General features: G+C 71.7%; 20 protein-coding genes. 5 read left to right on the top strand and 15 right to left on the bottom strand.

Annotation, left to right across the window (positions count from 1 at the left end; all coding sequences use genetic code 11):
• Positions 1-1,080, top strand: a 1,080-nt coding sequence (gene sucB / locus ACOWU6_RS02180) for a 2-oxoglutarate dehydrogenase, E2 component, dihydrolipoamide succinyltransferase (RefSeq protein WP_421074541.1), incomplete at its 5' end; no start/stop codon positions are given.
• A 45-nt stretch (positions 1,081-1,125) separates the two neighbouring features.
• On the opposite strand, the gene ACOWU6_RS02175 is transcribed toward sucB, so the two are convergent.
• Complete coding sequence (locus ACOWU6_RS02175) at positions 1,126-2,376, bottom strand: hypothetical protein (protein ID WP_421074540.1); 1,251 nt, start codon at positions 2,374-2,376, stop codon at positions 1,126-1,128.
• 143 nt (positions 2,377-2,519) lie between these two features.
• On the opposite strand from ACOWU6_RS02175, the gene ACOWU6_RS02170 reads away from it, so the two are divergent.
• Complete coding sequence (locus ACOWU6_RS02170) at positions 2,520-3,224, top strand: DUF4191 family protein (RefSeq protein ID WP_271172096.1); 705 nt, start codon at positions 2,520-2,522, stop codon at positions 3,222-3,224.
• Positions 3,225-3,281: 57 nt separating this feature from the next.
• Here the strand turns inward: ACOWU6_RS02170 and ACOWU6_RS02165 are convergent, their stop codons facing one another.
• A complete protein-coding gene (locus ACOWU6_RS02165) occupies positions 3,282-3,713 on the bottom strand; it encodes an RDD family protein (protein ID WP_282977963.1) in 432 nt (143 codons plus the stop codon).
• Between the two features lie 138 nt (positions 3,714-3,851).
• Here ACOWU6_RS02165 and glnA point away from each other — a divergent pair, with 138 nt between their 5' ends.
• Together glnA and ACOWU6_RS02155 are read left to right on the top strand one after the other, a co-directional pair.
• Positions 3,852-5,276: a type I glutamate--ammonia ligase gene (gene glnA / locus ACOWU6_RS02160; RefSeq protein WP_271172098.1), complete on the top strand. Its 1,425-nt coding sequence runs from the start codon at positions 3,852-3,854 to the stop codon at positions 5,274-5,276.
• Positions 5,277-5,354: 78 nt separating this feature from the next.
• Positions 5,355-6,098, top strand: coding sequence for a ParA family protein (locus ACOWU6_RS02155; RefSeq protein WP_282977965.1), 744 nt, complete (start codon positions 5,355-5,357; stop codon positions 6,096-6,098).
• A 22-nt stretch (positions 6,099-6,120) separates the two neighbouring features.
• On the opposite strand, the gene ACOWU6_RS02150 is transcribed toward ACOWU6_RS02155, so the two are convergent.
• The 12 genes from ACOWU6_RS02150 to ACOWU6_RS02095 form a co-directional block, all read right to left on the bottom strand.
• Entirely contained in the window at positions 6,121-9,126 is a 3,006-nt protein-coding gene (locus tag ACOWU6_RS02150; protein WP_421074539.1) for a bifunctional [glutamine synthetase] adenylyltransferase/[glutamine synthetase]-adenylyl-L-tyrosine phosphorylase, read from the bottom strand.
• A 16-nt stretch (positions 9,127-9,142) separates the two neighbouring features.
• The gene (locus ACOWU6_RS02145; RefSeq protein WP_271172101.1) at positions 9,143-10,480 is read right to left on the bottom strand and encodes a glutamine synthetase family protein; all 1,338 of its coding nucleotides are present in this window, start codon (positions 10,478-10,480) and stop codon (positions 9,143-9,145) included.
• Positions 10,481-10,528: 48 nt separating this feature from the next.
• Positions 10,529-10,756, bottom strand: a complete 228-nt coding sequence (locus ACOWU6_RS02140) for an SPOR domain-containing protein (RefSeq protein ID WP_271172102.1) — start codon at positions 10,754-10,756, stop codon at positions 10,529-10,531.
• Positions 10,757-10,765: 9 nt separating this feature from the next.
• A complete protein-coding gene (lnt, locus tag ACOWU6_RS02135; RefSeq protein ID WP_421074538.1) occupies positions 10,766-12,328 on the bottom strand; it encodes an apolipoprotein N-acyltransferase in 1,563 nt (520 codons plus the stop codon).
• 57 nt (positions 12,329-12,385) lie between these two features.
• Positions 12,386-14,827: a DEAD/DEAH box helicase gene (locus ACOWU6_RS02130; protein WP_421074537.1), complete on the bottom strand. Its 2,442-nt coding sequence runs from the start codon at positions 14,825-14,827 to the stop codon at positions 12,386-12,388.
• A gap of 38 nt (positions 14,828-14,865) precedes the next feature.
• Complete coding sequence (tatC, locus tag ACOWU6_RS02125; RefSeq protein ID WP_271172105.1) at positions 14,866-15,681, bottom strand: twin-arginine translocase subunit TatC; 816 nt, start codon at positions 15,679-15,681, stop codon at positions 14,866-14,868.
• A 6-nt stretch (positions 15,682-15,687) separates the two neighbouring features.
• Positions 15,688-15,948 (bottom strand): Sec-independent protein translocase subunit TatA, encoded by a 261-nt coding sequence (gene tatA, locus ACOWU6_RS02120; protein WP_271172106.1) that lies wholly within the window; start codon positions 15,946-15,948, stop codon positions 15,688-15,690.
• Positions 15,949-16,054: 106 nt separating this feature from the next.
• On the bottom strand, positions 16,055-17,029 hold the full coding sequence (locus ACOWU6_RS02115) for a helix-turn-helix transcriptional regulator (RefSeq protein WP_421074536.1): 975 nt from the start codon (positions 17,027-17,029) through the stop codon (positions 16,055-16,057).
• Positions 17,026-18,015, bottom strand: coding sequence for a helix-turn-helix transcriptional regulator (locus ACOWU6_RS02110; protein ID WP_421074535.1), 990 nt, complete (start codon positions 18,013-18,015; stop codon positions 17,026-17,028). The genes ACOWU6_RS02115 and ACOWU6_RS02110 overlap by 4 nt, the downstream gene beginning before the upstream one ends.
• 34 nt (positions 18,016-18,049) lie before the next feature.
• The gene (locus tag ACOWU6_RS02105) at positions 18,050-19,033 is read right to left on the bottom strand and encodes an FKBP-type peptidyl-prolyl cis-trans isomerase (RefSeq protein WP_421074534.1); all 984 of its coding nucleotides are present in this window, start codon (positions 19,031-19,033) and stop codon (positions 18,050-18,052) included.
• Between the two features lie 10 nt (positions 19,034-19,043).
• Positions 19,044-20,051, bottom strand: coding sequence for a tRNA (adenine-N1)-methyltransferase (locus tag ACOWU6_RS02100; protein WP_421074533.1), 1,008 nt, complete (start codon positions 20,049-20,051; stop codon positions 19,044-19,046).
• Between the two features lie 23 nt (positions 20,052-20,074).
• Positions 20,075-20,743: an HAD family hydrolase gene (locus tag ACOWU6_RS02095; protein WP_282977978.1), complete on the bottom strand. Its 669-nt coding sequence runs from the start codon at positions 20,741-20,743 to the stop codon at positions 20,075-20,077.
• 72 nt (positions 20,744-20,815) lie between these two features.
• Here ACOWU6_RS02095 and ACOWU6_RS02090 point away from each other — a divergent pair, with 72 nt between their 5' ends.
• A complete protein-coding gene (locus ACOWU6_RS02090; RefSeq protein ID WP_271172111.1) occupies positions 20,816-21,667 on the top strand; it encodes a PAC2 family protein in 852 nt (283 codons plus the stop codon).
• Between the two features lie 36 nt (positions 21,668-21,703).
• Here ACOWU6_RS02090 and ACOWU6_RS02085 read toward each other — a convergent pair whose 3' ends face one another.
• Complete coding sequence (locus ACOWU6_RS02085) at positions 21,704-22,537, bottom strand: undecaprenyl-diphosphate phosphatase (RefSeq protein ID WP_271172112.1); 834 nt, start codon at positions 22,535-22,537, stop codon at positions 21,704-21,706.
• Positions 22,538-22,592 lie beyond the last annotated feature (55 nt).

The raw sequence follows: 22,592 nt of genomic DNA, 5'->3' as shown, positions 1-22,592 counted from the left end.
GCTCCCGCTCCGGCTGCTGCTCCCGCCGCCCCGGCTGCTCCCGCTCCGGCTGCTGCTCCCGCCGCCCCGGCTGCTCCCGCTCCGGCTGCTGCTCCCGCCGCCCCGGCTGCTCCCGCTCCGGCTGCTGCTCCGGCCGCGCCTGCGGCGCCGGCCGCGCCCGCCGGCGAGGACGAGAAGCTCTACGTGACGCCGCTCGTGCGCCGTCTCGCGGCGCAGAACAATGTCGACCTGTCCACGGTCAAGGGCACGGGCGTCGGCGGCCGCATCCGCAAGGAGGACGTCCTCAAGGCCGCGGAGGGCGCTGCCGCCGCTCCGGCTGCCGCGCCGGCTGCCGCTGCGGCGGTCAAGCCCGAGCCGTCGCCGCTGCGCGGCACGACCGCCCCGATGTCGCGCCTGCGCAAGGTGCTGGCGTCGCGCGCCGTCGAGTCGATGCAGAAGACCGCTCAGCTGACCACGGTCGTCGAGGTCGACGTCACGAAGCTCGCCGCCTTCCGCGACGAGGTCAAGGGCACGTTCCTCGAGAAGACCGGCGACAAGCTGTCGTTCCTGCCGTTCTTCGCCCTCGCCGCCGCCGAGGCGCTGCAGGCGTACCCGATCGTCAACGCGACGGTCGACGGCGAGAACAACATCGTCTACCCGCCGACGGAGAACCTCTCCATCGCGGTCGACACCGAGCGCGGTCTCCTCACCCCGGTCGTCCGCGACGCCGGGTCGAAGAACCTCGCGCAGATCGCCCACGAGATCGCCGACCTCGCCGCGCGCACGCGCGACAACAAGCTGAAGCCGGACGAGCTCTCGGGCGGCACCTTCACCCTGACGAACACCGGATCGCGCGGCGCGCTGTTCGACACGCCGGTCGTGTTCCTGCCGCAGTCGGCGATCCTCGGCACGGGCGTCGTCTTCAAGCGCCCCGGCGTCGTGAAGGTCGACGGGGTCGAGGCCATCGGCATCCGCTCGTACGTGTACCTCGCGCTCTCGTACGACCACCGCACGATCGACGGCGCGGACGCCGCCCGCTTCCTGTCGGCGGTCAAGGCGCGCCTCGAGGCGGCGGACTTCGCGGGCGACCTCGGCATCTGAGGTCGATGCGCCCCGCGCGAAGGGGGCCGGATGGACGCACCGCGTTCATCCGGCCCCCTTCGCCGTGTCGTAGACCTGGCGCAGGCGCCATGCGCCGTCGACCCGCTCGAGCACGACGTGCCGGGTCTCGCCGTCCACCACGGCGCGGGTGACGGCGACATCCCCGAAGTCGTCGAGAAGGGCCACGGTGGCGTCATCCGCCCCCTCGACGAGCCGCGCCGTCGCCTGCTCGGGCGTCTCGTCGTCGACCCCGTCCGCCTCGGGGCCGTGCTCGCTCTCGGGCGCGCCCGCGGCATCTGCCGGCTCGGCAGCCGCGGCCGGCTCCTCTGCGGCGCCCGCGCCGGGCGACGCGTCCGACGGCCACAGGGCTCCGGCGAGGAGGACCGCGGCCGCGCATGCGCCTCCGACGAGAAGCGGAGCGCGACGCGAGCCCGTGCGCGCGCCGCGCGGCCGCAGACGGGCTCGGATGAGCGCCGCCCCCTCGCGCAGCCCCTCCCACGCGCGCGTCGCCAGCATCCCCACGCCCGCATCGACGTGCCGGTCGATCCAGTCGCTCCAGGCTGGCATCGCCGCGCGGTCCGGCTGGTCCGCGCCCTGACGCCGTTCGGGCGTCGCTGCCGCGTCCGAGTTCTCGGCGCCGTCGTCCGCTCGGAGCAGAGGTCGCGGCGCGCAGGCGTCGAACAGCCGCGACTCGAGCTCGGGGAGCGCGCGGTGGAGCCCGCGCGGGCGCTCGAGCGCGGTCGCGCACTCGTCGAGTGCGCGCCGCACGACGCGGTCGCCCGATGCCTCGCTCACGGTCGCCAGCACGCGCCGTGCGGAGGCCTCGGCGGCATCCCCGGCACCGAGAGCGAGCACCGGGCGCGCCTCGTCGGTGAGCCACCACTCGCCGCTCGGCCCGTGCTCGTCCCCCGCGCGGCCCGCCCAGGCCTCCTGCACGCCGCGGAGGACGCTCACCGCGAGCGTCACGATCTCCCCGCCCGCGAGCGCCGGCCCGCGTGCGAGCCGTCCGGCGAGCCAGGTCTCCAGGCGCGCGACGCACCACGGCAGCGCGAGCGCGTGGCCATCCGGAAGCCGCACGATGTCGACCGGAGCGAGCACGTGCTGCGCGCCGGCGGCACGCCATCCTTCCCATCCCTCCGCCGCTTCGGTCCGCACGAGCTGGACCACATCGTCGCCGGCAGCCGCGAGCTCACCCGCGAGCGGCGCACCGGGAGGAGCCACGTGTCGGATCAGCCGATACGCGCCGGTCCCCTCGGAGATGCCCGGCTCCCCCGAGATCACGTCGTCCCACCCCATGCGCCCACTCTCGCCCGCAGGGGCCGCGAGGCGCGCGGCGGATCGCGCCGACGCGCCCGACGCGCCGTCCGGAGGCGCCTGTGCACGCGTCGTCGGCCGCTCAGCGGCACTCGGGCGCACCCGCGCGCCGGTAGGCTTGTCCCATGGCACGCAGCACTTCCGCCGAGAAGCGACCCGGCTTCTTCTCGCAGATCAGGTCACTGTTCACGTTCACCCGTGAGGCCTTCCCCTGGCTCGGCTGGCTGCTCGCCGGGATCGTGGTGCTCGGCGTCGCCCTCGGCGTCGTCGTCGGCTTCCTGCTGCAGCCGCAGTGGTGGGGCATCCTCCTCTGGGGCATCACCGGACTCATGGTCGGCGCGCTCGCTGCCATGATGACCATGACGCGCTTCTCGACGCGCGCGATGTACCGCAAGCTCGACGGCATGCCCGGCGCGAGCGGCCACGTCCTCTCGAACATGCTCGGCCGCAACTGGCGCGGCGAGGAGATGCCGGTCGGCATCAACCCCAAGACGCAGGAGGCGGTCTACCGCGCCGTGGGCCGCGGCGGCATCGTCGTCGTCGGAGAGGGCTCCAAGGGCCGGCTCACGCGCCTCATGCGCGACGAGCGGATGCGCGCCCAGCGTGTGGCGTCGGGCGTTCCGGTCCACGAGTTCTACGTCGGCCACGGCGAGGGCGAGGTGCCGATCGACCAGCTCGCGAAGACGATCAAGGCCCTGCCGAAGGCGATCGACCGCGCGACGATGGGCGCCGTGCTGCAGCGCATCGAGTCGGTGTCGCAGTCGATCACGTCGCTGCCCATCCCGAAGGGCATCGACCCGACGAAGGTCCGCTCGCAGCGGCCGCGCTGACCCTCTGACATGACGATGCCCTCGCCGCGCGGCGAGGGCATCGTCATGTCAGGGGCGTCACGCGCGCAGGAGAACCGTCCCGGCGGCCTTGTCATGCAGGCCCCGCTGGTCCTGGTCCCACACGACGGCCGGGATCACCAGCATGAGGAGCGCGGTGCGCACGATCGGCCGCCAGACGCCCGTCCACGCGCCATCCGCTCGGACCAGGCGCATCCCGACGAGCCGGTGCCCTGGGCTCCCGCCGAGCATGGGGATGAAGAGCACCTGCAGCGCCGCGAACACCATGAGCGGCGTGAACATCGTGAGACCGGCCTCGCTGGGCAGAGCGAACTGGTCGTACCCGAAGAAGGCGGATGCGATGAGGGTCGCCGCCGCGTAGTCGATCGCGAGCGCGGCGATGCGGCGGCCAGGACGGGCGATCGAGCCGGCGCCCGATGCCGGCAGGCCCAGGCTGGCCCCCGGGTGGTCGGCGTGGGTGGGGGATGTCACCCGACGAGCCTAGAGGAACCGGGCTGTGTAACATGCCGGAAACATAAGGGACATGACGAGGCAACGCCGGAGCCGTAGGTTTGCCGCGTCGTCCGTTCCACGGATTGCCCCACCCGAGATCCCACAACTGGAGCCTCAATGTTCAAAGATTCCTCCGAGGTCCTGAAGTTCATCAAGGACGAGGACGTCAAGTTCCTCGACATCCGCTTCACGGACCTTCCCGGCGTCCAGCAGCACTTCAACATCCCGGCTTCCACCGTGGACGAGGAGTTCTTCACGGTCGGCCAGCTCTTCGACGGCTCCTCGATCCGCGGGTTCGCGAACATCCACGAGTCGGACATGCAGCTCATCCCCGACGTGTCGACGGCATACCTCGACCCGTTCCGCGAGGCGAAGACGCTCATCATGGTCTTCGACATCTACAACCCGCGCAACGGCGAGATCTACGCGAAGGACCCGCGTCAGGTCGCCAAGAAGGCCGAGAAGTACCTCGCCTCCACCGGCATCGCCGACACCGCGTACTTCGCTCCCGAGGCCGAGTTCTACATCTTCGACGACGTGCGCTACGAGGTGAAGCAGAACGCGAGCTTCTACTCGGTGGACTCCGAGGAGGGCGCGTGGAACACGGGCCGCGCCGAAGAGGGCGGCAACCTGGCCAACAAGACCCCGTACAAGGGCGGCTACTTCCCGGTGTCCCCCGTCGACAAGACGGCTGACCTCCGCGACGACATCAGCCTCAAGCTCATCGAGGCCGGCCTCGAGCTCGAGCGCGCGCACCACGAGGTGGGCACGGGCGGCCAGCAGGAGATCAACTACCGCTTCGACACCATGGTGCACGCGGCCGACGACATCCTGAAGTTCAAGTACATCGTCAAGAACACGGCCGAGGAGTGGGGCAAGGTCGCGACCTTCATGCCCAAGCCGCTCTTCGGCGACAACGGCTCCGGCATGCACACGCACCAGTCGCTGTGGGCCGACGGCAAGCCCCTCTTCTACGACGAGACCGGCTACGGCGGCCTGAGCGACATCGCCCGCTGGTACATCGGCGGCATCCTCGCGCACGCTCCCGCGGTCCTCGCGTTCACGAACCCGACGCTGAACAGCTACCACCGTCTCGTCAAGGGCTTCGAGGCTCCCGTGAACCTCGTCTACTCCGCCGGCAACCGCTCCGCGGCCATCCGCATCCCGATCACCGGCTCGAACCCGAAGGCCAAGCGCATCGAGTTCCGCGCCCCCGACGCGTCGGGCAACCCGTACCTCGCGTTCGCCGCGCAGCTCATGGCCGGCCTCGACGGCATCAAGAACCGCATCGAGCCGCACGAGCCGGTCGACAAGGACCTGTACGAGCTCCCCGCCGAGGAGGCCAAGGGCATCCCCCAGGTCCCGAACTCGCTGCAGGACTCGCTCGACGCGCTCCGCGAGGACCACGCGTTCCTCCTCGAGGGCGGCGTGTTCACGCAGGAGCTCATCGACACCTGGATCGAGTACAAGGAGGAGAACGAGATCAAGCCGCTCGCGCAGCGTCCTCACCCCTTCGAGTACGAGCTGTACTTCGGCGTCTGAGCCGCGCACAGCGATGCTGAGGAGCGCCCCGGGGACCTGTTCCCCGGGGCGCTCCCGCGTCCGTGGAAGGATGGCGCCATGAGCGACTCGCGCGTGATCGCCGTCTTCAGCACGAAGGGCGGCGTCGGGAAGACGACGACCGCCGTGAACCTCGCCTGGCAGGCCGCAGCGGACGGGCATCGCGTCCTGCTGTGGGACCTCGATCCGCAGGCGGCCGCGACGTGGCTGCTCGGTGTGCGCCAGAAGCTGCGCGGCGGTGCGGAGGCGGTCCTCTCAGGCGAGCGATCGGCCGCCAAGGCCATCCGGGAGACGTCGGTCGACGGGGTGGACGTCCTGCCCGCGGACGCCTCCTATCGCGACCTCGACATCGCCCTGGACGCGACGAAGAAGTCGGGGTCGCGCCTCGCGCGCGTCCTGAAGCCGCTGCGCGACGACTACGACGTCGTGATCCTCGACTGCCCGCCGGGCGCATCGCTCGTCGCCGAGAACGCCCTGCGTGCGGCCGACGTCGTGCTCGCGCCGCTCGCGCCGTCGCTGCTCTCGCTGCGGTCCTTCGACCAGGTGCGCGACCTGCTCGCGGAGGACGGGCGCGACGCCGCGCTCGTGGCGTTCCTCACGATGGTCGACCGGCGCAAGCGCAGCCACCGCGACGCCGCTGACGAGCTGCCGTCGCGCGTCGCCGAGATCACCGACATCGTCGTGCCGTTCACGGTCGTCGCGGAGCGGATGGGCGAGAAGCACGCGGCGATCGGCGCCTTCGCTCCGCGCTCAGAGGCCGCGAAGGCCTACGCGGCGCTGTGGCACCGGGTCGCGCGCGCCTGAGGGGCCATCCGCCCCTCGGCCGCTAGGCGGGATCGCCGTAGAAGAGGCGCTCGAACACCTTCCGCGACCGTCGCGACGCGCGCAGCCAGTCCTCCTCGACGTCGTTCGCCGAGTACGGCGGGTACTCGAGGATGCGCCCGATGCCGTCGAGCGCGCGACGGTCCGTCGGCAGCACGTCGCTCGTGTTGCCGGAGTACAGCGTGTTCGCGGAGCGCAGGCGGGCGGCGAGCCGCCACGCTGCCGCCAGCTGCTCGGCGTCGGCCTCCGACACGAGGCCTGCCTCCCTGGCCGCCGTGAGCCCCGCGATCGTGGACGTCGTCCGCAGCTCGGGGCGCGCGTGGCCGTGCTCGAGCTGCAGCAGCTGGACGAGCCACTCGACGTCGCTCAGACCGCCCGGACCGAGCTTGAGGTGCCGGGTGCGGTCGATCCGCTGCGGCATGCGCTCGTTCTCGACGCGAGCCTTGATCCGCTTGATCTCCCGCGTCGAGGCGAGGTCGATGCGCTCGGGGTAGCGGATCTCGTCGGCCATCGCCATGAAGTCGCCGATGAGCTTCGCCGAGCCGGCCACGCCGCGCGCCCGGAGCAGCGCCTGCGCCTCCCACGAGAGCGACCACCGCCGGTAGTACTCGGCGTACGCGTCGAGCGAGCGCACGATGGGGCCGCTTCTGCCCTCGGGGCGCAGCTCCGCGTCGAGATCGAGCGGCAGCCGGAAGTCCTCCGACACGCGACGCAGCTCCGACACGATCCGCGCGGCGAGGTCGTGTGCGCGCGTGGGATCGACCTGCTCGGGCCGGTACACGTAGAGCACGTCGGCGTCCGACCCGAACCCGAGCTCGGCTCCGCCGAAGCGGCCCATCCCGATGATCGCGAAGTCGAGCGAGTCGTCCTCCGGCGGCACGACGTCCCGCCGCACGGCGCGCAGCGTCGCCTGGATCGTGACCTCCGTGATGGTGGTCAGCGCGTCGCCCAGCTCCTCGATCGTGATCGCGCCGAGCACCGCGCCCATGGCGGTTCGCAGCATCTCGCGGCGGCGGAGGGCGCGCACGGCGGCCATCGCCTCCTCGAGCCCCGCATGACGGTCCTGGATGGCGCGCGCCTCCGCCCGCAGGACGTCGCCGGCTCGCGGGCGCAGCCGCTCCTGATCGTCGAGCCACGCGACCGACTCGGGGATCCACTCCATGAGATCGCCGATGTACCGCGACCCCGACAGCATCTTCGTGAGCCCCTCGGCGGCGCCCGTCGAGTCGCGGAGCATGCGCAGGAACCACGGGGTGTCACCGAGGCGCTCGCTGATGCGCCGGTACGAGACGAGGCCGTGGTCGGGGTCGACGCCGTCCGCGAACCAGCGGAGCATGACCGGCATGAGGTGGCGCTGGATGGTCGCCTTCCGGCTGAGACCCGAGGTGAGCGCGCGGATGTGCCGCAGCGCGCCGCCCGGGTCGCGGAGGCCGATCGCGGCGAGGCGGGCGTGCGCCTCGTCGGCCGTGAGGCTGCGCTGATCCTCGGGGAGCGCCGCGACCGCGGACAGCAACGGGCGGTAGAACAGGCGCACGTGCACGTCGCGCACCTCGCGCTTGATGCGCTCCCAGAGGCGCTGGACCCCCTCCCCCGTGTCGGCGAGTCCGCTCGCGCGCGCGAGCACGCGCAGGCCCTCGTCCGTGCGCGGCATGAGGTGCGTGCGCGTGAGGCCGATCAGCTGGAGGCGGTGCTCGAGCAGCCGGAGCATGCGGTAGTCGCGCGCGAACGTCGCGGCGTCCTGTCGCCCGATGTACCCCTCGGCGACCAGCGCGTCGAGCGCGTCGAGCGTTCCCGCGATGCGGATCGTCGTGTCGGCGACTCCGTGGACGAGCTGGATGAGCTGGACCGTGAACTCGACGTCCCGGATGCCGCCGGGGCCGAGCTTCAGCTGGTAGGGGACGTCAGCGGGCGGGATGTGCTCCATGACGCGTTCGCGCATCCCCTGCACGCTGTCGACGAAGTTCTCCCGCCCCGCGCTCGCCCAGACCTTGGGCTGCGTCCCCGCGACGTACGCGGCGCCCAGGTCGCGGTCTCCCGCGAGCGGCCGCGCCTTGAGGAGGGCCTGGAACTCCCACGAGTGCGCCCATCGGTCGTAGTAGGCGAGGTGCGAGGCGAGGCTGCGCACGAGCGCGCCCTGCTTGCCCTCGGGGCGGAGATTCGCGTCGACCTCCCACAGCGGGGGCTCGACCTCCATCTCCGAGATCCCGCGCATCGTCTGGACCGCGAGGCGGTGCGCGATGTCGAGGGCCCGCGCCTCCGTGATCTCGGCGTCGTCGGCGACTCCCCCGACGAAGATGACGTCGACGTCGGAGACGTAGTTGAGCTCGCGCGCCCCCGCCTTCCCCATCCCGATCACGGCCAGGCGCGTCTGCGCGACCTCGCCGCGCGGGAAGAGGCCTGCCCCGGCCGCGCCCGTCGCCGCGCGCGCACGTGCGACCGCGAGAGACGCCTCGAGAGCGGCGCCCGCGGCGTCGGCGAGCGCCGCCGAGACGTCCCTCACGGCGTCGACCGGGTCGTCGGAGAGCAGGTCGTAGGCCGCGATGCGCGCGAGCTGCTCGCGGTAGGCGACGCGCAGCGCCACCCACGCCGACTCGTCGGCGGTCGCGGCGAAGCCGTCCTCCGCGCCGACCGCGCCGAGCAGGGCGCCGCGCAGCGCGGCATCGTCCGGGAGCACGTCGCCCGCGTCGACGAGCGCCGGGAACGACCCGGGCCGTCGCAGGTAGAAGTCGGCGAAGCCGCGGGACGCCCCGAGCAGACGCCACGCGACGGCCCTGCCGTGCGGATCCGCGAGAGTGGCGGCGACCTCCTCGGGTGCTCGACGGGCGATCCGGAGGAGGCCGTCCAGTGCCTCGTCCGGATCGGCTGCGCCGCCCGCGTGCTCGAGCAGCGCCTCACGCGGCAGACCCGCGAGCTGCGACAGCTCCGAGATCTCCGCGTCGGCGCGCTCGAGACGGCTGAACCCCATCCGCGCGAGCCCGGTCAGACCGGTGGCGCGGCTGCCCGTCGTCATCGCGATGCGCCCGGCGTCAGATGACGTCGAGCGTCGACTTCAGCTCGTACTGCGTCACCTGCGCGCGGTACGCGTCGTACTCGCGGCGCTTGTTCGCGAGCACGTAGCGGAACACCTGCTCGCCGAGCGTCTCCGCGACGAGCTCGCTGTCCTCCATGAGCTTGATCGCGTCGTACATGCTCGTCGGGAGCGACTGGTACCCGAGGGCTCGGCGCTCGGCACTCGAGAGCGCGCCCACGTTGTCCTCGGCCTCGGGAGCGAGCTCGTACTCCTCCTGGATGCCCTTGAGGCCCGCGGCGAGCATGAGCGAGTACGCGAGGTACGGGTTCGCCGCGGAGTCGATCGCGCGGTACTCGACGCGCGCCGAGCCGCCCTTGCCGGGCTTGTAGAGCGGCACGCGGATGAGCGCCGACCGGTTGTTGTGCCCCCACGTGACGTAGCTCGGCGCCTCGTCCCCGCCCCACAGGCGCTTGTACGAGTTGACGAACTGGTTCGTGACGAGAGCGATCTCGTTCGCGTGGCGCATGAGACCCGCGATGAACTGTCGCCCGACCCGGGAGAGCTGGTACTGCGCGCCCTCCTCGAAGAACGCGTTCACGTCGCCCTCGAAGAGCGACATGTGGGTGTGCATGCCGCTGCCCGGCTCGCCCGCGAGCGGCTTGGGCATGAAGGTCGCGTGCACGCCCTCCTCGATCGCGACCTCCTTGACGACCGTGCGGAAGGTCATGATGTTGTCCGCCATCGTCAGCGCGTCGGCGTAGCGCAGGTCGATCTCGTTCTGCCCGGGGCCGACCTCGTGGTGGCTGTACTCGACCGAGATCCCGAGGTCCTCGAGCATGCGCACCGCACGGCGGCGGAAGTCGTGCGCCGTGCCGCCGGGCACGTTGTCGAAGTAGCCGGCCCGGTCGACGGGCTCGGGGCCCTCGGCGCCGAAGCTGCTCGACTTGAGGAGGTAGAACTCGATCTCCGGGTGCGTGTAGAACGTGAAGCCCGCATCGGCCGCCTTCGCGAGCGTGCGCTTCAGGACGTTGCGCGGCTCAGCGGGAGCGGGCTGGCCGTCGGGCGTCGTGATGTCGCAGAACATGCGCGCCGTCGGGTCGACCTCGCCGCGCCACGGCAGGATCTGGAACGTCGACGGATCCGGGAACGCGAGGAGATCCGACTCGTACGAGCGGGTCAGGCCCTCGATCGCGGAGCCGTCGAAGCCGATGCCCTCCCGGAAGGCGCCCTCCACCTCGGCCGGCGCGATCGCCACCGACTTCAGGGTGCCGAGCACATCGGTGAACCACAGGCGCACGAACTTGACGCCGCGCTCCTCGATCGTGCGGAGCACGAAGTCCCTCTGCTTGTCCATCGGATCCTCTCTGCGACCTGACGTCCGCTCGCGCGGCGCGTTCTCAGACTACTGGTCCGCCGAGCCGTCTCGACGCGCCGACCAGTCGTCCTCGCGCGCGTCCTCCTCGGCCCATGCGCGCGAGCGCGCTTCGAGCACCTCGGGAGCCTTCGCTGCCTCCTCGGCGGTGTCGAACGGGCCTGCCCGGTCGACGGCCGGCGAGACGAGGCCGAACTCCACCTCGCCCGTGCGCAGGTTGTACCAGTACTTCTTCTCGGGGTCGTCGTCGAAGCTCATGTCCCGATCCTAGGCACGTCGGCGACGGCGGGCCAGGAGCCCGGCCGCGGCGACGAGGACGAGCCCGAACGCCATGGCGCCCTGCACCCACGGCCCCACGACGACGCCGGCCGTCGTGCCCTCGCGCAGCTCGACATCGGCGATCATCGCCCCCGCCTCGTCGATCGGCAGCGCGTCGACCACCGAGCCGTCGGCCGCGATGATCTGGCTCGTGCCGGTCGTCGACAGGTTCACGACGCTCCGGCCCGTCTCGATCGCGCGCATGCGCGCGAACGCGAGCTGCTGCAGATTCTCGTCGGTCCCCCGGAAGTCGGCGTTGTTCGTCTGGAACATGAACACCTCGGCGCCGTCGGCGATGCCCTCCGCGATGAGGGAGTCCGAGATCACGTCGAAGCAGATCGCGAGGCCGATGCCCACGCCGTCGACGTCGAACACCGGCGAGTCGTCACCGGGGGTGTACTCCCGCTGGATGAGCCCGATGAGGTCGGGGGCGAGGGCCTCGAAGAGCGGTCGGTCGGGCACGTACTCCCCGAACGGCACCGGATGGCGCTTGGAGTGCAGCTGCGTCGCGCCATCCTCGGTCCACAGCATCGAGGTGTTGTAGATCGGGTCGTCGCCCGAGGTGGGATCTCCCCCGCGGGCGGACGCGGCGTTCATGAGCAGCGGCGCGTCGAGCGCGCCCACGACGGTGTCGAGATAGAGCGCGGTGGTCTCGTTGTAGAGGGGGTCGCTGTCGACGCCGCCCTCGGGCCACAGCACGACGTCGACATCGGCGTCCCGCAGCGGCTCCGACGCCGTGATCTGCGCGTTCAGCACGTCATACGGCTCGCGTGCGTCGAGATAGGCGGCCGGGCCGTTCCCCTGCACGGCCCCGACCGAGATCTCCCCCGCGGGCGCGGTCGGGAACGGCGGGACGAGCATGAGCACGGCGAGCAGCGCAGCGGGCGCGACGAGGGCCAGCACGCGCCGGCCCGTGCGATCAGCCGAGCGCGCCATCCGCACGGCCTCGATCGCGAGGGCGCACACGAGGACGATGACGAAGGTGATCCCGCTCACGCCGATCCACGACGACAGCGGCGCGAGCGGGCTCTCGGACTGGCTCATGCCGACGCGCCCCCACGCGAATCCTCCGTACGGCCACGAGCCGAGGGTCGCCTCGCGCCACGTCCACAGCATGGCGACGGCGACGGGCAGCACGACGAGGCGGACGGCCCCGGCGCGCGACGCGCGCGGGAGCCACCGGTAGGCGAGGGCGAGCGGGATGGCGCCGATCGCCATGAGCGCGGCCTCCACGACGGCGAGCGCGACCCACGGCACCCAGGCGAACGGGTTGTCGCCGAGGAACCCCGCGGCCCACGAGACGTGCGGCAGGTAGAACGCGAGCGCGAAGACGAAGCCCACGAGCAGCGCCGAGGCGATGCGGCGTCCGACGAGGGACGCGAGCGACAGGGCGACGGCGGGGAACGCGAGCGGCCAGATCCCGACCGCGGGGAAGGCGGCGTCGAGGGCGAGCCCGCCCGCGGCCGCCGCGACGGCCGCCGCCCACAGCGGCAGCAGGGGGCGTTCGGGCATAGGCGACAGCCTATTGCCCGCGCCTCGGCGACTGCCTGGACGAGGCGCGGGCCGCGCTCACACGGAGCTGTAGGCCACGATGCCCCGTCGCACGGCGTCGAGCGCGGTCCGCGCAGTGCGCGCGAGATCGCCCTCCGCCACGATCGACAGCTGGTCGAGCAGGTCGATCGTCTGCTTGGCCCAGCGCACGAAGTCGCCTGCCGCCATGTCGGCGGCCGTCAGCACCCGATCGAGGGCCTGGCCGCGCGCCCACATGTGCATGGCGGTAGCGAGCGCGGTCGCGGGCGGGTTCGATCCCGGCAGCCCGTGATCGCGCTCGAGGTCGTCGAGTCGGCTCCAGAGCTCCTCGGTCGCGGCGAGCGCCTCCCGGAAGGCTCCCCGTGGCAGGCCGTGCGCCTCGGGCGCCTCGTCGCGCCGCGGCTCGTAGACGAGCGCACAGGCGAGGGACGCGAGACCCGCGGCGTCGAGCCGGCTCCAGAGCCCCTGCCGGAGCGACTCCGCCACGAGCAGGTCGCGCTCGCCGTAGATCCGCCGCATCCTCCGGCCGGCGGCGGTCAGCGCGAGGCCGGCCTCTCCCGGCTCGACGTACTCGAGCTCCGCGAGCACGTCGAGGATGCGGTCGAACTGGCGCGCGACGCTCCCCGTGCGCCCCTCGATCTGACGACGCAGCTTCGTGACGTCACGGCGCAGTCGCCAGAACCGCTCGCCCCAGCGCGCGTGCTTCTCCCGGTCGGGGCACTGGTGGCAGGGGTGCCGCTGCATGCGCTTGCGCAGACTCTGGATGCGGTCCAGGCGCTGCTGACGCCGAGCGCGCGACGCGCTCACGTCCTTGCGGTCGGCCTTCTCGAGGTCGCTGAGCTCGCGCCGGATCCCCGCGTACTCGGCGAAGTCGCCGCGATCGCACGCCATGGCCTTCTCGTATCCGGCGAGGGACTCCTCGGCCTCCTTGACCTGCCGTGCGAGGCCCACCACGGCGCGGTCGGCCTGGAACTGGGCGAAGGACGACTCCAGGATCTCCCGTGCGCGCTCCTTGCCGAACTGGTCGATGAGGTTGACCGCCATGTTGTACGTGGGGCGGAAGCTCGAGTTGAGCGGATACGTGCGGCGCGATGCGAGCGACGCCACCGCCTGCGGGTCGAGTCCGTCGGTCCACTGCACGACCGCGTGGCCCTCCACATCGATCCCGCGGCGGCCCGCCCTGCCCGTCAGCTGGGTGTACTCCCCCGATGTGATCGGCACGCGGGCCTCGCCGTTGAACTTCTCGAGCTTCTCGAGCACGACCGTGCGCGCGGGCATGTTGATGCCGAGCGCGAGCGTCTCCGTCGCGAAGACGGCCTTCACGAGCTTGCGCTGGAAGAGCTCCTCGACGACCTCCTTGAAAGCCGGCAGGAGTCCCGCGTGGTGCGCCGCGACCCCGCGCTCGAGATCCTCGCGCCACTCCCAGAACCCGAGGACACCGAGGTCCTCGTCGGGCAGGCTGGCCATCCGCTTGTCCACGATGCGCCGGATCTCGGCGCGCTCGTCCTGCGTCGTGAGCCGCACACCCGATCGGCGCACCTGCTGCACCGCCTGGTCGCAGCCCATCCGGCTGAAGATGAAGAAGATCGCCGGGAGCAGGTTCTGGCGCCCGAGCAGCTCGATCACCTGCGGCCGGTCGATCCGCTCCATGCGCCCGGCAGGCCCCGGCCGCCGGTACGACGGCCGCCGACCGCGGCGCCGCTTGTCGAAGAAGTCCTCGTTGGCCCGATGGCGCTGCGCGAACGACGAGCGCACCCGCATGAGCTCCTGGTTGACCTGCGCGGCCGCGGCACCCGCCCTCTCGTCGAACAGCGGCAGGAGGTCGCCGCGCACGAGGACGTGCTGCTCGAGCGGAACGGGCCGCGTCTCGGACACGATGACCTCGGTGTCGCCGCGCACGGTGTCGAGCCAGTCGCCGAACTCCTCCGCGTTCGACACGGTCGCGCTGAGGGAGACGAGCCGCACGCCCTGCGGGAGGTGGATGATGACCTCCTCCCACACCGCGCCGCGGAACCGGTCGGCGAGGTAGTGCACCTCGTCCATCACGACGTAGCGGAGCCCGCGCAGCGCCGAGGAGCCGGCGTAGATCATGTTGCGGAGCACCTCGGTCGTCATCACGACCACGCGCGCGTGCGCGTTGATGTTCGTGTCGCCCGTGAGCAGGCCGACCTCGTCCTCGCCGTAGACCTGCTGCAGCTCGCGGAACTTCTGGTTCGACAGCGCCTTCATGGGCGTCGTGTAGAAGGCCTTCTCTCCCGGCGTCCGCATCGCGAGGTGCACGGCGAACTCGCCGACGATGGTCTTGCCCGCGCCCGTGGGCGCGGCGACCAGCACGCTGCGCCCGTCTTCGAGCGCCTGGCAGCCCGCCACCTGGAACGGGTCGAGCTCGAAGCGCTGCGCCTCGGCGAAGGCCGTCGTGATCGGGTGCCGGCGGCTCTCGCGGGCTGCGGCGTAGCTTTCGGATGGGCTCAGGCCGCTCATGCTCGAAGACTATCGCGCGCGCATGCGGCCGGCGCCGTTCACACCTCGGGGTCGACGAACATCTCCGGATGGCGCTTGCGCTTGCGCCGGTCGAACAGCATCGACAGGAGCCCCGCGAGCACGTACAGGACGATGAGGATGCCCGCGAGCAGGAGCATGGACGTGATGTCGGCCGCGGGCGTCGAGATCGCGGCGAACGCGGTCGCCACGACCACCGCCACCCGCCATCCCTTGAGGATGGCCTTGCCCGTGATGATGCCCGCGAGGTTGAGGGCCACGAGGAACACGGGGCTCACGAACGCGACGCCCAGGACGAGCAGGAGCTTGAAGACGAAGTCGTAGTAGTAGTCGTACTTGTAGAACTGCGCACCCGCCTCGGGCACGAACGACGCCATCAGCTCGATGATGTGGGGCATGATGACGAGGCCCACGTAGCAGCCCGCGAAGAAGAGCGGGATCGCCGTGGCCATGAAGCCGACCGTGTAGCGGACCTCCTTGCGCGTGAGGCCCGGCATGATGAACGCCCAGATCTGCCATAGCCAGACCGGCGCCGACATGAGCAGACCGAGCGCGAACGCGATGCGCATGCGCATGTCGAACCCCGCCGTGACGGAGTCGAAGTTCAGCTGCGCGAAGTCGTCTCCCCGCCTCTCGGCGACCAGCGCGATCGGCTGCGTGAGGAGGTGGATGACGGGATCGGTGATGAGGAAGGCCACCACCATGCCGACGACGAGCGCGGCGGCCGCGATCATGAGCCGCTTGCGCAGCTCGAGCAGATGCGCCGCGAGGGTCATCTTGCGGTCGCGGTACGGCCCGTCCTCCGGCATGGCGACCTCCGTGTCGGTCGTCGCCATGCGCGGCTAGCTCTGCGGCGTGCTGCCGGCGGAGCCATCCGCCTTCGGCCGCTCGACGGTCTCGCCGTTCAGCGTGTACCCCGGCTCGGCCGCCTTCTTCGTGTCGTCCTCCCCGCTCTCCTCCTTCATCTGCTTCATCTCGCCCTTGAAGACGCGCGCCGACTGGCCGACGCTCTTGGCGAGGGCAGGGAGACGTGCCGCGCCGAAGAGGAGGAGGATGACGGCCAGCAGGATGAGCAGGTGCCAGCCGTTGAGATTGCCGAGCATGAGGGGTCTCCATCGATCGGAAGTCTGGGTTCGAGGCGATTCTAGCCCGTCGACCCGTCGCGCCGAGGTCGGCCCGGCGATCGGAAACTGTTTTCCTCGCGGACGCTCAGCCGACTCCGTACAGCGCGAGCCCCGCGCGAGCCCACTCGGCCGCCGCGCGGCGCGCCTGCGGCGGCGACACGATCTCGAGCCGCCCGCCGAGCCGGGCGGCGAGTCGGCGCAGCGTCTGCGCGTCGGCGATGCGGATGCGGGCGGTCGCCGTGCCGCCCTCCTCGGAGACCTCGGCGTGCCTGAGGTAGTCGCCGAGGAGCGCAGCGGCATCCGCGGGGTACCTCACGACCGCGATCTGATCGCCGTCGACCTGCCCGAAGCCCGCCTCCCCCGCGCGCTCGTCCCGATGCTCGATCGGGATGTCGGTCAGGCGCGCCTCGCTCACCCGGTCGAGATGGAACGTCCGCACCGCGCGCCGCAGGTGGCACCACCCCTGGAGGTACCACTGCCCGTTCGTGATGAGGACGCTCATGGGGTCGACGGTGCGCGTCGTCGGCCCGGCATCGGGTGCGCGGTAGGTGAACGACAGCGCGACCCGCGCCGTGAGCGCACGCGAGACGAGCGATCGCACCTCGTCGACCGGCTCGGGCGCGACGACGAGCTCGGCGGGTGCTCCCGACGCACCGCGCGCGAGCTTCTCGACGAGGCGGGCGTACACCTCGGTGTCGGCGACGCCGGGGATGCCGCGAGCGAGCTGCAGACCCGCGAGCAGCGCGGCGGCCTCGCGCGCGGTGAGCCGCGGCGCGCGGTCGAGCGCGACCTTCTCCTTGATGAGGATGACGTCGTGCTCCTCGAGGAGGTCCCAGTCGATGTCGAACATCTCGTTCGGCATCTGGTACCAGCCGTCCTCGCCGGGGAGTCCGATCAGCGGCAGGCGCCGCACGAGCCGGCGCATCTGCGCCGGCGTCACGTCGAACTCGGCCGCCGCGTCGTCGACGGACACCTCGCCGCGCTCGAAGAGGAACGGCACGAGCGTCAGGAGGATGCGGACCTGGTCGCTCGCGAGGAGGTTCGGTCGCTGGACGGTCATCGGGCCTCCCCCTCGTGCAGCGCGGCGACCGTGCGCAGGCGCTCGATGACGGCCTCGCGCAGGTCCGCTGGCTCCACGACGCGCACCTCGGGACCGTACGAGGCGAGCTCGTCGGCGAAGATGTGACGGTCGACGTAGGGGACGCGGTAGCCCTGCACGGCGGGCTCCGCGCGGCGCAGCAGGCGGAGGGCGCCCTCGCTGCCCGGCGTCACCTCGACGAGCGCGCGCTGCCTCGCCGCGACCTCCTCGAGCCCGGACAGGGCGCGCTCCCCCGCTCCCTCGCGTGCGGATCGGTCGAAGGTCTCCGCCGTCGTCTCGACGTCGCCCGTGATGCGGCTGAGGAGGAACGTCCGGTCCGCGTCCGCGTCGAGGTCGCGGCCGTAGACGTGCCAGCGCCCCTCGTACTCGACGAGCGCGAGGGGTGCCAGCCGCCGACGGCGTGCGCGCTCCTCCCCCGGCTTCAGGTACGCGAACGTCACGACGCGCGATGCCTCGATGGCCGACTGGAGCGGCGCGAACGCCGGCTCGCGCGCCGTGAGCCGTGGCGCGAAGCCGAGGATCGGCTCATCCACGTCGATGCCGAGCGCGCGGATCTTCCGCAGCCCGGAGCGCGCCTCCGCCGACAGCGATCCCGAGCTCCACACCTCGCCGGCGAGGCTCAGCACGGCGAGCTCCGACGGCGAGAACGAGATGTCCTCGGGGAGGTGGTACTCCGACTTCGGGATGCGGTACCGGGCGTCGCGGAGGTCGTTCGGGTCGGTGCTCGAGGGGATGGTCTCGAGGGGCACCCCGAGCGCGCGGAGGTCGTCCTTGTCGCGCTCGAACATCTTGTCGAGCGCGTCGGACCGCGCGCCAGCGCGCTGCCGGTACCCCGACACGCTGTCGAGGATCTGCTGCTTCGTGAGGCCGATCTCGGTCGCCACGAGGGCGACCACGAGATTCATCAGTCGCTCTTCCGCTGGGATCCGCTCGGCCACGAGAGCCATCCTAGGGATCCCCGCGGGGCGAGGGGCGCACCCGCTACGGGGTGGGCGCGTCCTGCACGCCGAGGATGTCCACGACGAACACGAGCGTCGCGCCGCCGGGGATCGTGCCCTGGCCCTCGTCGCCGTATCCGAGCTCCGGGGGCACGACGATCATGACCTGCGAGCCGATCGTCTGGCCCACGAGGCCCTTCGTGAAGCCCTCGATGACGCCGTCGAGCGGGAAGGGGACGGGCGATCCGTTCTCCCACGACGAGTCGAAGACCGTCTTCTCGTCCCACAGGACGCCCGTGTAGTGCACGAGCGGCGTGTCGTCGGCGGTCAGCTTCTCGCCGTCGCCCTTGATGAGCGTCTGGACGACGAGGTCCTCGGGCGCGGGCGCGTCGGGGACGACGATGCCCGGGCGTCCGTCGGGATCGCGCACGACGCTCGGCAGGCCGAACCCGTCGTTGTACTGGAGCGTCCCCGAGGCGGCTGCCGGGTAGACCTTGCGCACGTCGACCACCGCGACGATCGATCCCTCCTGCGGGAAGCCCGCCTGGGCGTACGTCTGCCGCGCCTCGGGGGCCACGTCGTCCTCGGCGAGCGCGGCGATCACGCGCGAGCCCTCGGTCGCGCATTCGAGCGCGTCCTCGAGGCCCGGGAACTGCGTGGTCCACTGCGACAGGGCGCCGACGCTCGAGAGGTCGCCCGAGTACGACGTGCCGATGATCATCTCGCCGGTCGTGCCGTCGTAGAGGGTCATGTCGAGCACACCGGCCTGGTCCATCGTCGCGATGGCGGGGCCGTCGCCCACCTCGACGTCGGCATACGCCGTCTCGTCGACGTGGAACGGCGACCGCATGTCGACCTGCGGCGCCTCGTCGAGTGCTCCGTCGACCTGGACGAGGTCGGGAAGCGTCGGGTCGGCGCCCTCTGCACGGTCGCACGACGATGCGCCGGATCCTCCGACGGGGCTGCAGCCGGCCAGGGCGAGCGTGGTCAGGGCGGCGACGGAGAGGAGAGCGGGGGTCTTGCGCACGGGCATCAGTCTAAGCACCCTGCTCGCCCTCCCCCGACACCGCACCGGCCGCGAGGCGAGCGCCCTCCGCCGCGCGCTGCGCCTCGCGCACGCGCTTGCGGAGGTTCTTGTCGGTGATGTCGCGGTCCCCGACGGCGCCGGGGGTCCAGATCTCGAGGTCCTCGTCGGTGTAGCTCTTCTTCGACGCCCTGCGCTTCACCTCGGGGGGCACGACGCCCGGGGCGAGGCGGCGCGCCGTGATGAGGAAGCCCGTGTGCGCGACCATGCGGTGATCCGGTCGCACCGCGAGCCCGTCGACGTGCCATCCGCGCACCATCGTCTCGCTCGCCTCCGGCTCCGTGAAGCAGCCCAGCCCGCGCAGGAACTCGGCCACGCGCGACAGCTGCGTCGCGGTCGCGACGTAGCAGATGACGACGCCACCGGGAGCGAGCGCGTCGGCGACCGGCTCGAGCACCTCCCACGGTGCGAGCATGTCGAGCACGACGCGGTCGACGCCGCCCGGCTCGACCGCGCCGGGGAGCGCCTCGGCGAGATCGCCCTCGACGACCGACCAGTGCGCAGGGCGCTCGCCGAAGAAGGTCTCGACGTTCGCCATCGCGACCTCGGCGAACTCCATGCGCCGCTCGAACGAGATGAGCCGCCCGGACGCTCCCACGGCCCGCAGCAGCGACAGCGACAGCGCTCCCGAGCCGACGCCGGCCTCGACGACGACCGCGCCGGGGAAGATGTCGGCCTGCGCGACGATCGCCGCCGCGTCCTTGGGGTAGACGATCGCGGCGCCGCGCGGCATCGACATCACGAAGTCGCGGAGCAGGGGCCGCAGCGCGAGGTACTCGTGTCCGCTCGAGTTCTCCACGACCGAGCCGTCGGGCTGGCCGACGAGCTGCTCGTGCCGGAGCACGCCGTGATGGGTGTGGAGCTCGCCGCGTTCGCGGAGCGTGATGGTGTGCATCTTGCCCTTCGGGCCGGTGAGCTGCACACGGTCGCCGAAGCGGAAGGGGCCGCGAGGCGCGGTCATGGGTGTCCTCCGGGAGATGGGGGTCAGGAGCGGTGGGCGCTGTACAGCGCGGTGATGTCGGCGATGCCGCGGCCCTCGAGGGTCGGCCACAGCTCGTGCGCGCCGACGCCGTCGAGACCGACGAAGTGCGGCACGCCGAGCGACACGGCGCCCGACGAGACGGCGGCGCGCAGGCCGTTGGGCGAGTCCTCGATCGCGACCGTGTGCGCGATGTCGACGTCGAGCAGCTCGGCGGCGCGCAGGTACGGGTCGGGGTGCGGCTTCGGCATCGGCACGTCGTCTCCGCCGAGCACGAGGTCGAAGGCGTCGAACTCGAGCAGCTCGACGATCGCGGCCGCCATGCGGTGCATCGACATCGTGACGAGCGCGGTCTTCACGCCGGCCGCGCGCAGCTCGCGCAGGAGCTCCTGCGCGCCAGGGCGGAACGGGACGCCGAGCTCGCCCATCTGGCGCAGCACGTCGTCGGTGAGGTGCTCGACGATCGCGTCGACCTCCATCCGCACGCCCGCTCCCTGCAGGACGCGCGCGGCGTCGTGCAGGCCGAGGCCCACGAGCTGCAGAGCCTGCTCGTGGTCCCAGGTGCCGCCGAAGCTCTCCACGAGCGGCGTCTCCGCGGCCATCCAGTACGGCTCGGAGTCGATGAGGGTGCCATCCATGTCCCAGAGCACGGCGTGGGGCTGCTTCACTGTCACCGGTTCAGCCTACTGGGGCGGCATCCGGGACTAACCTGGACGGACACCCGCGCTGCGGGAGGAGGGAACCCGGTGCAGACACTCGGACGCAGGATCATCGTCGCCGCCTTCGACGGCTGGAACGACGCCGGAGAAGCCGCCACGGGAGCCGTGCGGCAGCTGCGCGAGGAGGCCGACCTCAGACCCGCGTTCTCGGTCGACCCCGAGCTCTACTTCGACTACCAGTACACGCGGCCGCAGATCGAGTCCGACGGGGAGGGCGGCCGCAGCCTCCGCTGGCCCGAGGCGACGCTGCACCGCCCCGAGCAGGGCACCGGCGACGTGTGGTTCTGGACGATCACGGGAAGCGAGCCGGCCCGCGCGTGGCGCTCGTTCGCGAGCGAGTTCGTCGACCGCGCGCTCACGGAGGGCATCACGGGCCTCGTGACGCTCGGATCGATGATGTCGGATGTGCCGCACACGCGGCCGATCTCGGTGTTCGCAAGCAGCGAGAACGCCGAGGTCCGGGCGCAGCTGGGCCTCGAGCGCTCGACGTACGAGGGGCCGGTCGGCATCCTGACCGTGCTCGGCGACGCCGCCGAGCGCGCGGGCATCCCGACGCTGTCGCTGTGGGCGAGCGTGCCGCACTACGTCGCGGGCGCGACGCCGTCGCCCAAGGCGACGCTCGCACTGCTCACGCGACTCGAGGAGCTCACGGGCGCGATCGTCCCCAAGGGGACCCTCGCGACCGACGCCGCCGCGTGGGAGGCCACGATCGACGCGGCGGCCGCGGACGACGAGGAGATGAGCGAGTACATCCGCCAGCTCGAGCAGACGCGCGACACCGTGGACTCGCCCGACGCATCGGGCGACGCGATCGCGAAGGCGTTCGAGCGGTACCTCCACCGCGACGACCCGCGCGACGGACGCGACGGCCGCCGCTGAGCGGAAGGGGCGCCGCACCTGGGCGCCCCTTCCCGATCAGTACGCGGTGAGGACGCCGGTCGCGAGCAGGGCGAACAGCACGAGGCCGAGGCCCACGCGGTACAGCACGAACGGCAGGAAGCTGCCGCGCTTGAGGTACCGCATGAGGTACGCGATGACGATCCAGCCCACGACGAACGCGATCACTGTCGCGACGAGCGTCTCGGCCATCCCGTAGCCCTGCTCGCCGGGCTCGGTGAGCGCGTGCATGAGCTCGTAGAGGCCGCTGCCGAAGACCGCGGGGACGGCGAGCAGGAAGGAGAACTCGGCGGCCGCCGTGCGGTTGTAGCCGAGCGCGCGAGCGGCGGTCGTCGTGGCCCCCGAACGCGACACGCCGGGGATGAGCGCGAGCGCCTGCGCGACGCCGAGCGTGAGCCCGTGCGGATAGGTGATGTGCGCCATGTCGCGCTCGCGACGCCCGTAGCGGTCGGCGAGACCGAGGATGATGCCGAAGACGATGAGGACGGTCGCGACGAGCCAGAGGTTGCGGAAGACATCGCGGATGACGTCCTGGAAGAGGAAGCCGAGCACGCCGATCGGGAGCGTGCCGATGATGACGAGCCATCCCATCCGCGCGTCCGGGTCGTTGCGCGGCACGCGTCCGGACAGGGACAGAGCCCACTGCTTCACGATGTGGACGATCTTCTTCCAGAAGTACACGAGCACCGCGAGCTCGGTGCCGATCTGGGTGATCGCGGTGAAGGTCGCTCCCGGGTCCGATGCAGACGGCAGGAACTCGCCGACGACGCGGATGTGCGCGCTCGAGGAGATCGGGAGGAACTCGGTCAGGCCCTGCACGAGCCCGAGGATGATGGCTTCGATGAACGACATGGGGTCTTTCTCTCGCGATGCCGCGGCGGAGCGCGCGACGTCACGACTTTAGGCG

Source organism: Microbacterium sp. SA156 (assembly GCF_049065455.1).
GTDB lineage: Bacteria > Actinomycetota > Actinomycetes > Actinomycetales > Microbacteriaceae > Microbacterium > Microbacterium barkeri.
Note: the sequence above shows the minus strand (reverse complement) of the source record. Positions and strands in the feature narration are given on the sequence as shown.

Excerpts from the sequence above, each read along its gene's own strand:
- ACOWU6_RS02175 (WP_421074540.1), bottom strand. The coding sequence starts at position 2,376 with ATGGGGTGGGACGACGTGATCTCGGGGGAGCCGGGCATCTCCGAGGGG.
- ACOWU6_RS02170 (WP_271172096.1), top strand. The coding sequence starts at position 2,520 with ATGGCACGCAGCACTTCCGCCGAGAAGCGACCCGGCTTCTTCTCGCAG.
- glnA (WP_271172098.1), top strand. The coding sequence starts at position 3,852 with ATGTTCAAAGATTCCTCCGAGGTCCTGAAGTTCATCAAGGACGAGGAC.
- ACOWU6_RS02155 (WP_282977965.1), top strand. The coding sequence starts at position 5,355 with ATGAGCGACTCGCGCGTGATCGCCGTCTTCAGCACGAAGGGCGGCGTC.
- ACOWU6_RS02150 (WP_421074539.1), bottom strand. The coding sequence starts at position 9,126 with ATGACGACGGGCAGCCGCGCCACCGGTCTGACCGGGCTCGCGCGGATG.
- ACOWU6_RS02145 (WP_271172101.1), bottom strand. The coding sequence starts at position 10,480 with ATGGACAAGCAGAGGGACTTCGTGCTCCGCACGATCGAGGAGCGCGGC.
- ACOWU6_RS02140 (WP_271172102.1), bottom strand. The coding sequence starts at position 10,756 with ATGAGCTTCGACGACGACCCCGAGAAGAAGTACTGGTACAACCTGCGC.
- lnt (WP_421074538.1), bottom strand. The coding sequence starts at position 12,328 with ATGCCCGAACGCCCCCTGCTGCCGCTGTGGGCGGCGGCCGTCGCGGCG.
- ACOWU6_RS02130 (WP_421074537.1), bottom strand. The coding sequence starts at position 14,827 with ATGAGCGGCCTGAGCCCATCCGAAAGCTACGCCGCAGCCCGCGAGAGC.
- tatC (WP_271172105.1), bottom strand. The coding sequence starts at position 15,681 with ATGGCGACGACCGACACGGAGGTCGCCATGCCGGAGGACGGGCCGTAC.
- tatA (WP_271172106.1), bottom strand. The coding sequence starts at position 15,948 with ATGCTCGGCAATCTCAACGGCTGGCACCTGCTCATCCTGCTGGCCGTC.
- ACOWU6_RS02115 (WP_421074536.1), bottom strand. The coding sequence starts at position 17,029 with ATGACCGTCCAGCGACCGAACCTCCTCGCGAGCGACCAGGTCCGCATC.
- ACOWU6_RS02110 (WP_421074535.1), bottom strand. The coding sequence starts at position 18,015 with ATGGCTCTCGTGGCCGAGCGGATCCCAGCGGAAGAGCGACTGATGAAT.
- ACOWU6_RS02100 (WP_421074533.1), bottom strand. The coding sequence starts at position 20,051 with ATGACCGCGCCTCGCGGCCCCTTCCGCTTCGGCGACCGTGTGCAGCTC.
- ACOWU6_RS02085 (WP_271172112.1), bottom strand. The coding sequence starts at position 22,537 with ATGTCGTTCATCGAAGCCATCATCCTCGGGCTCGTGCAGGGCCTGACC.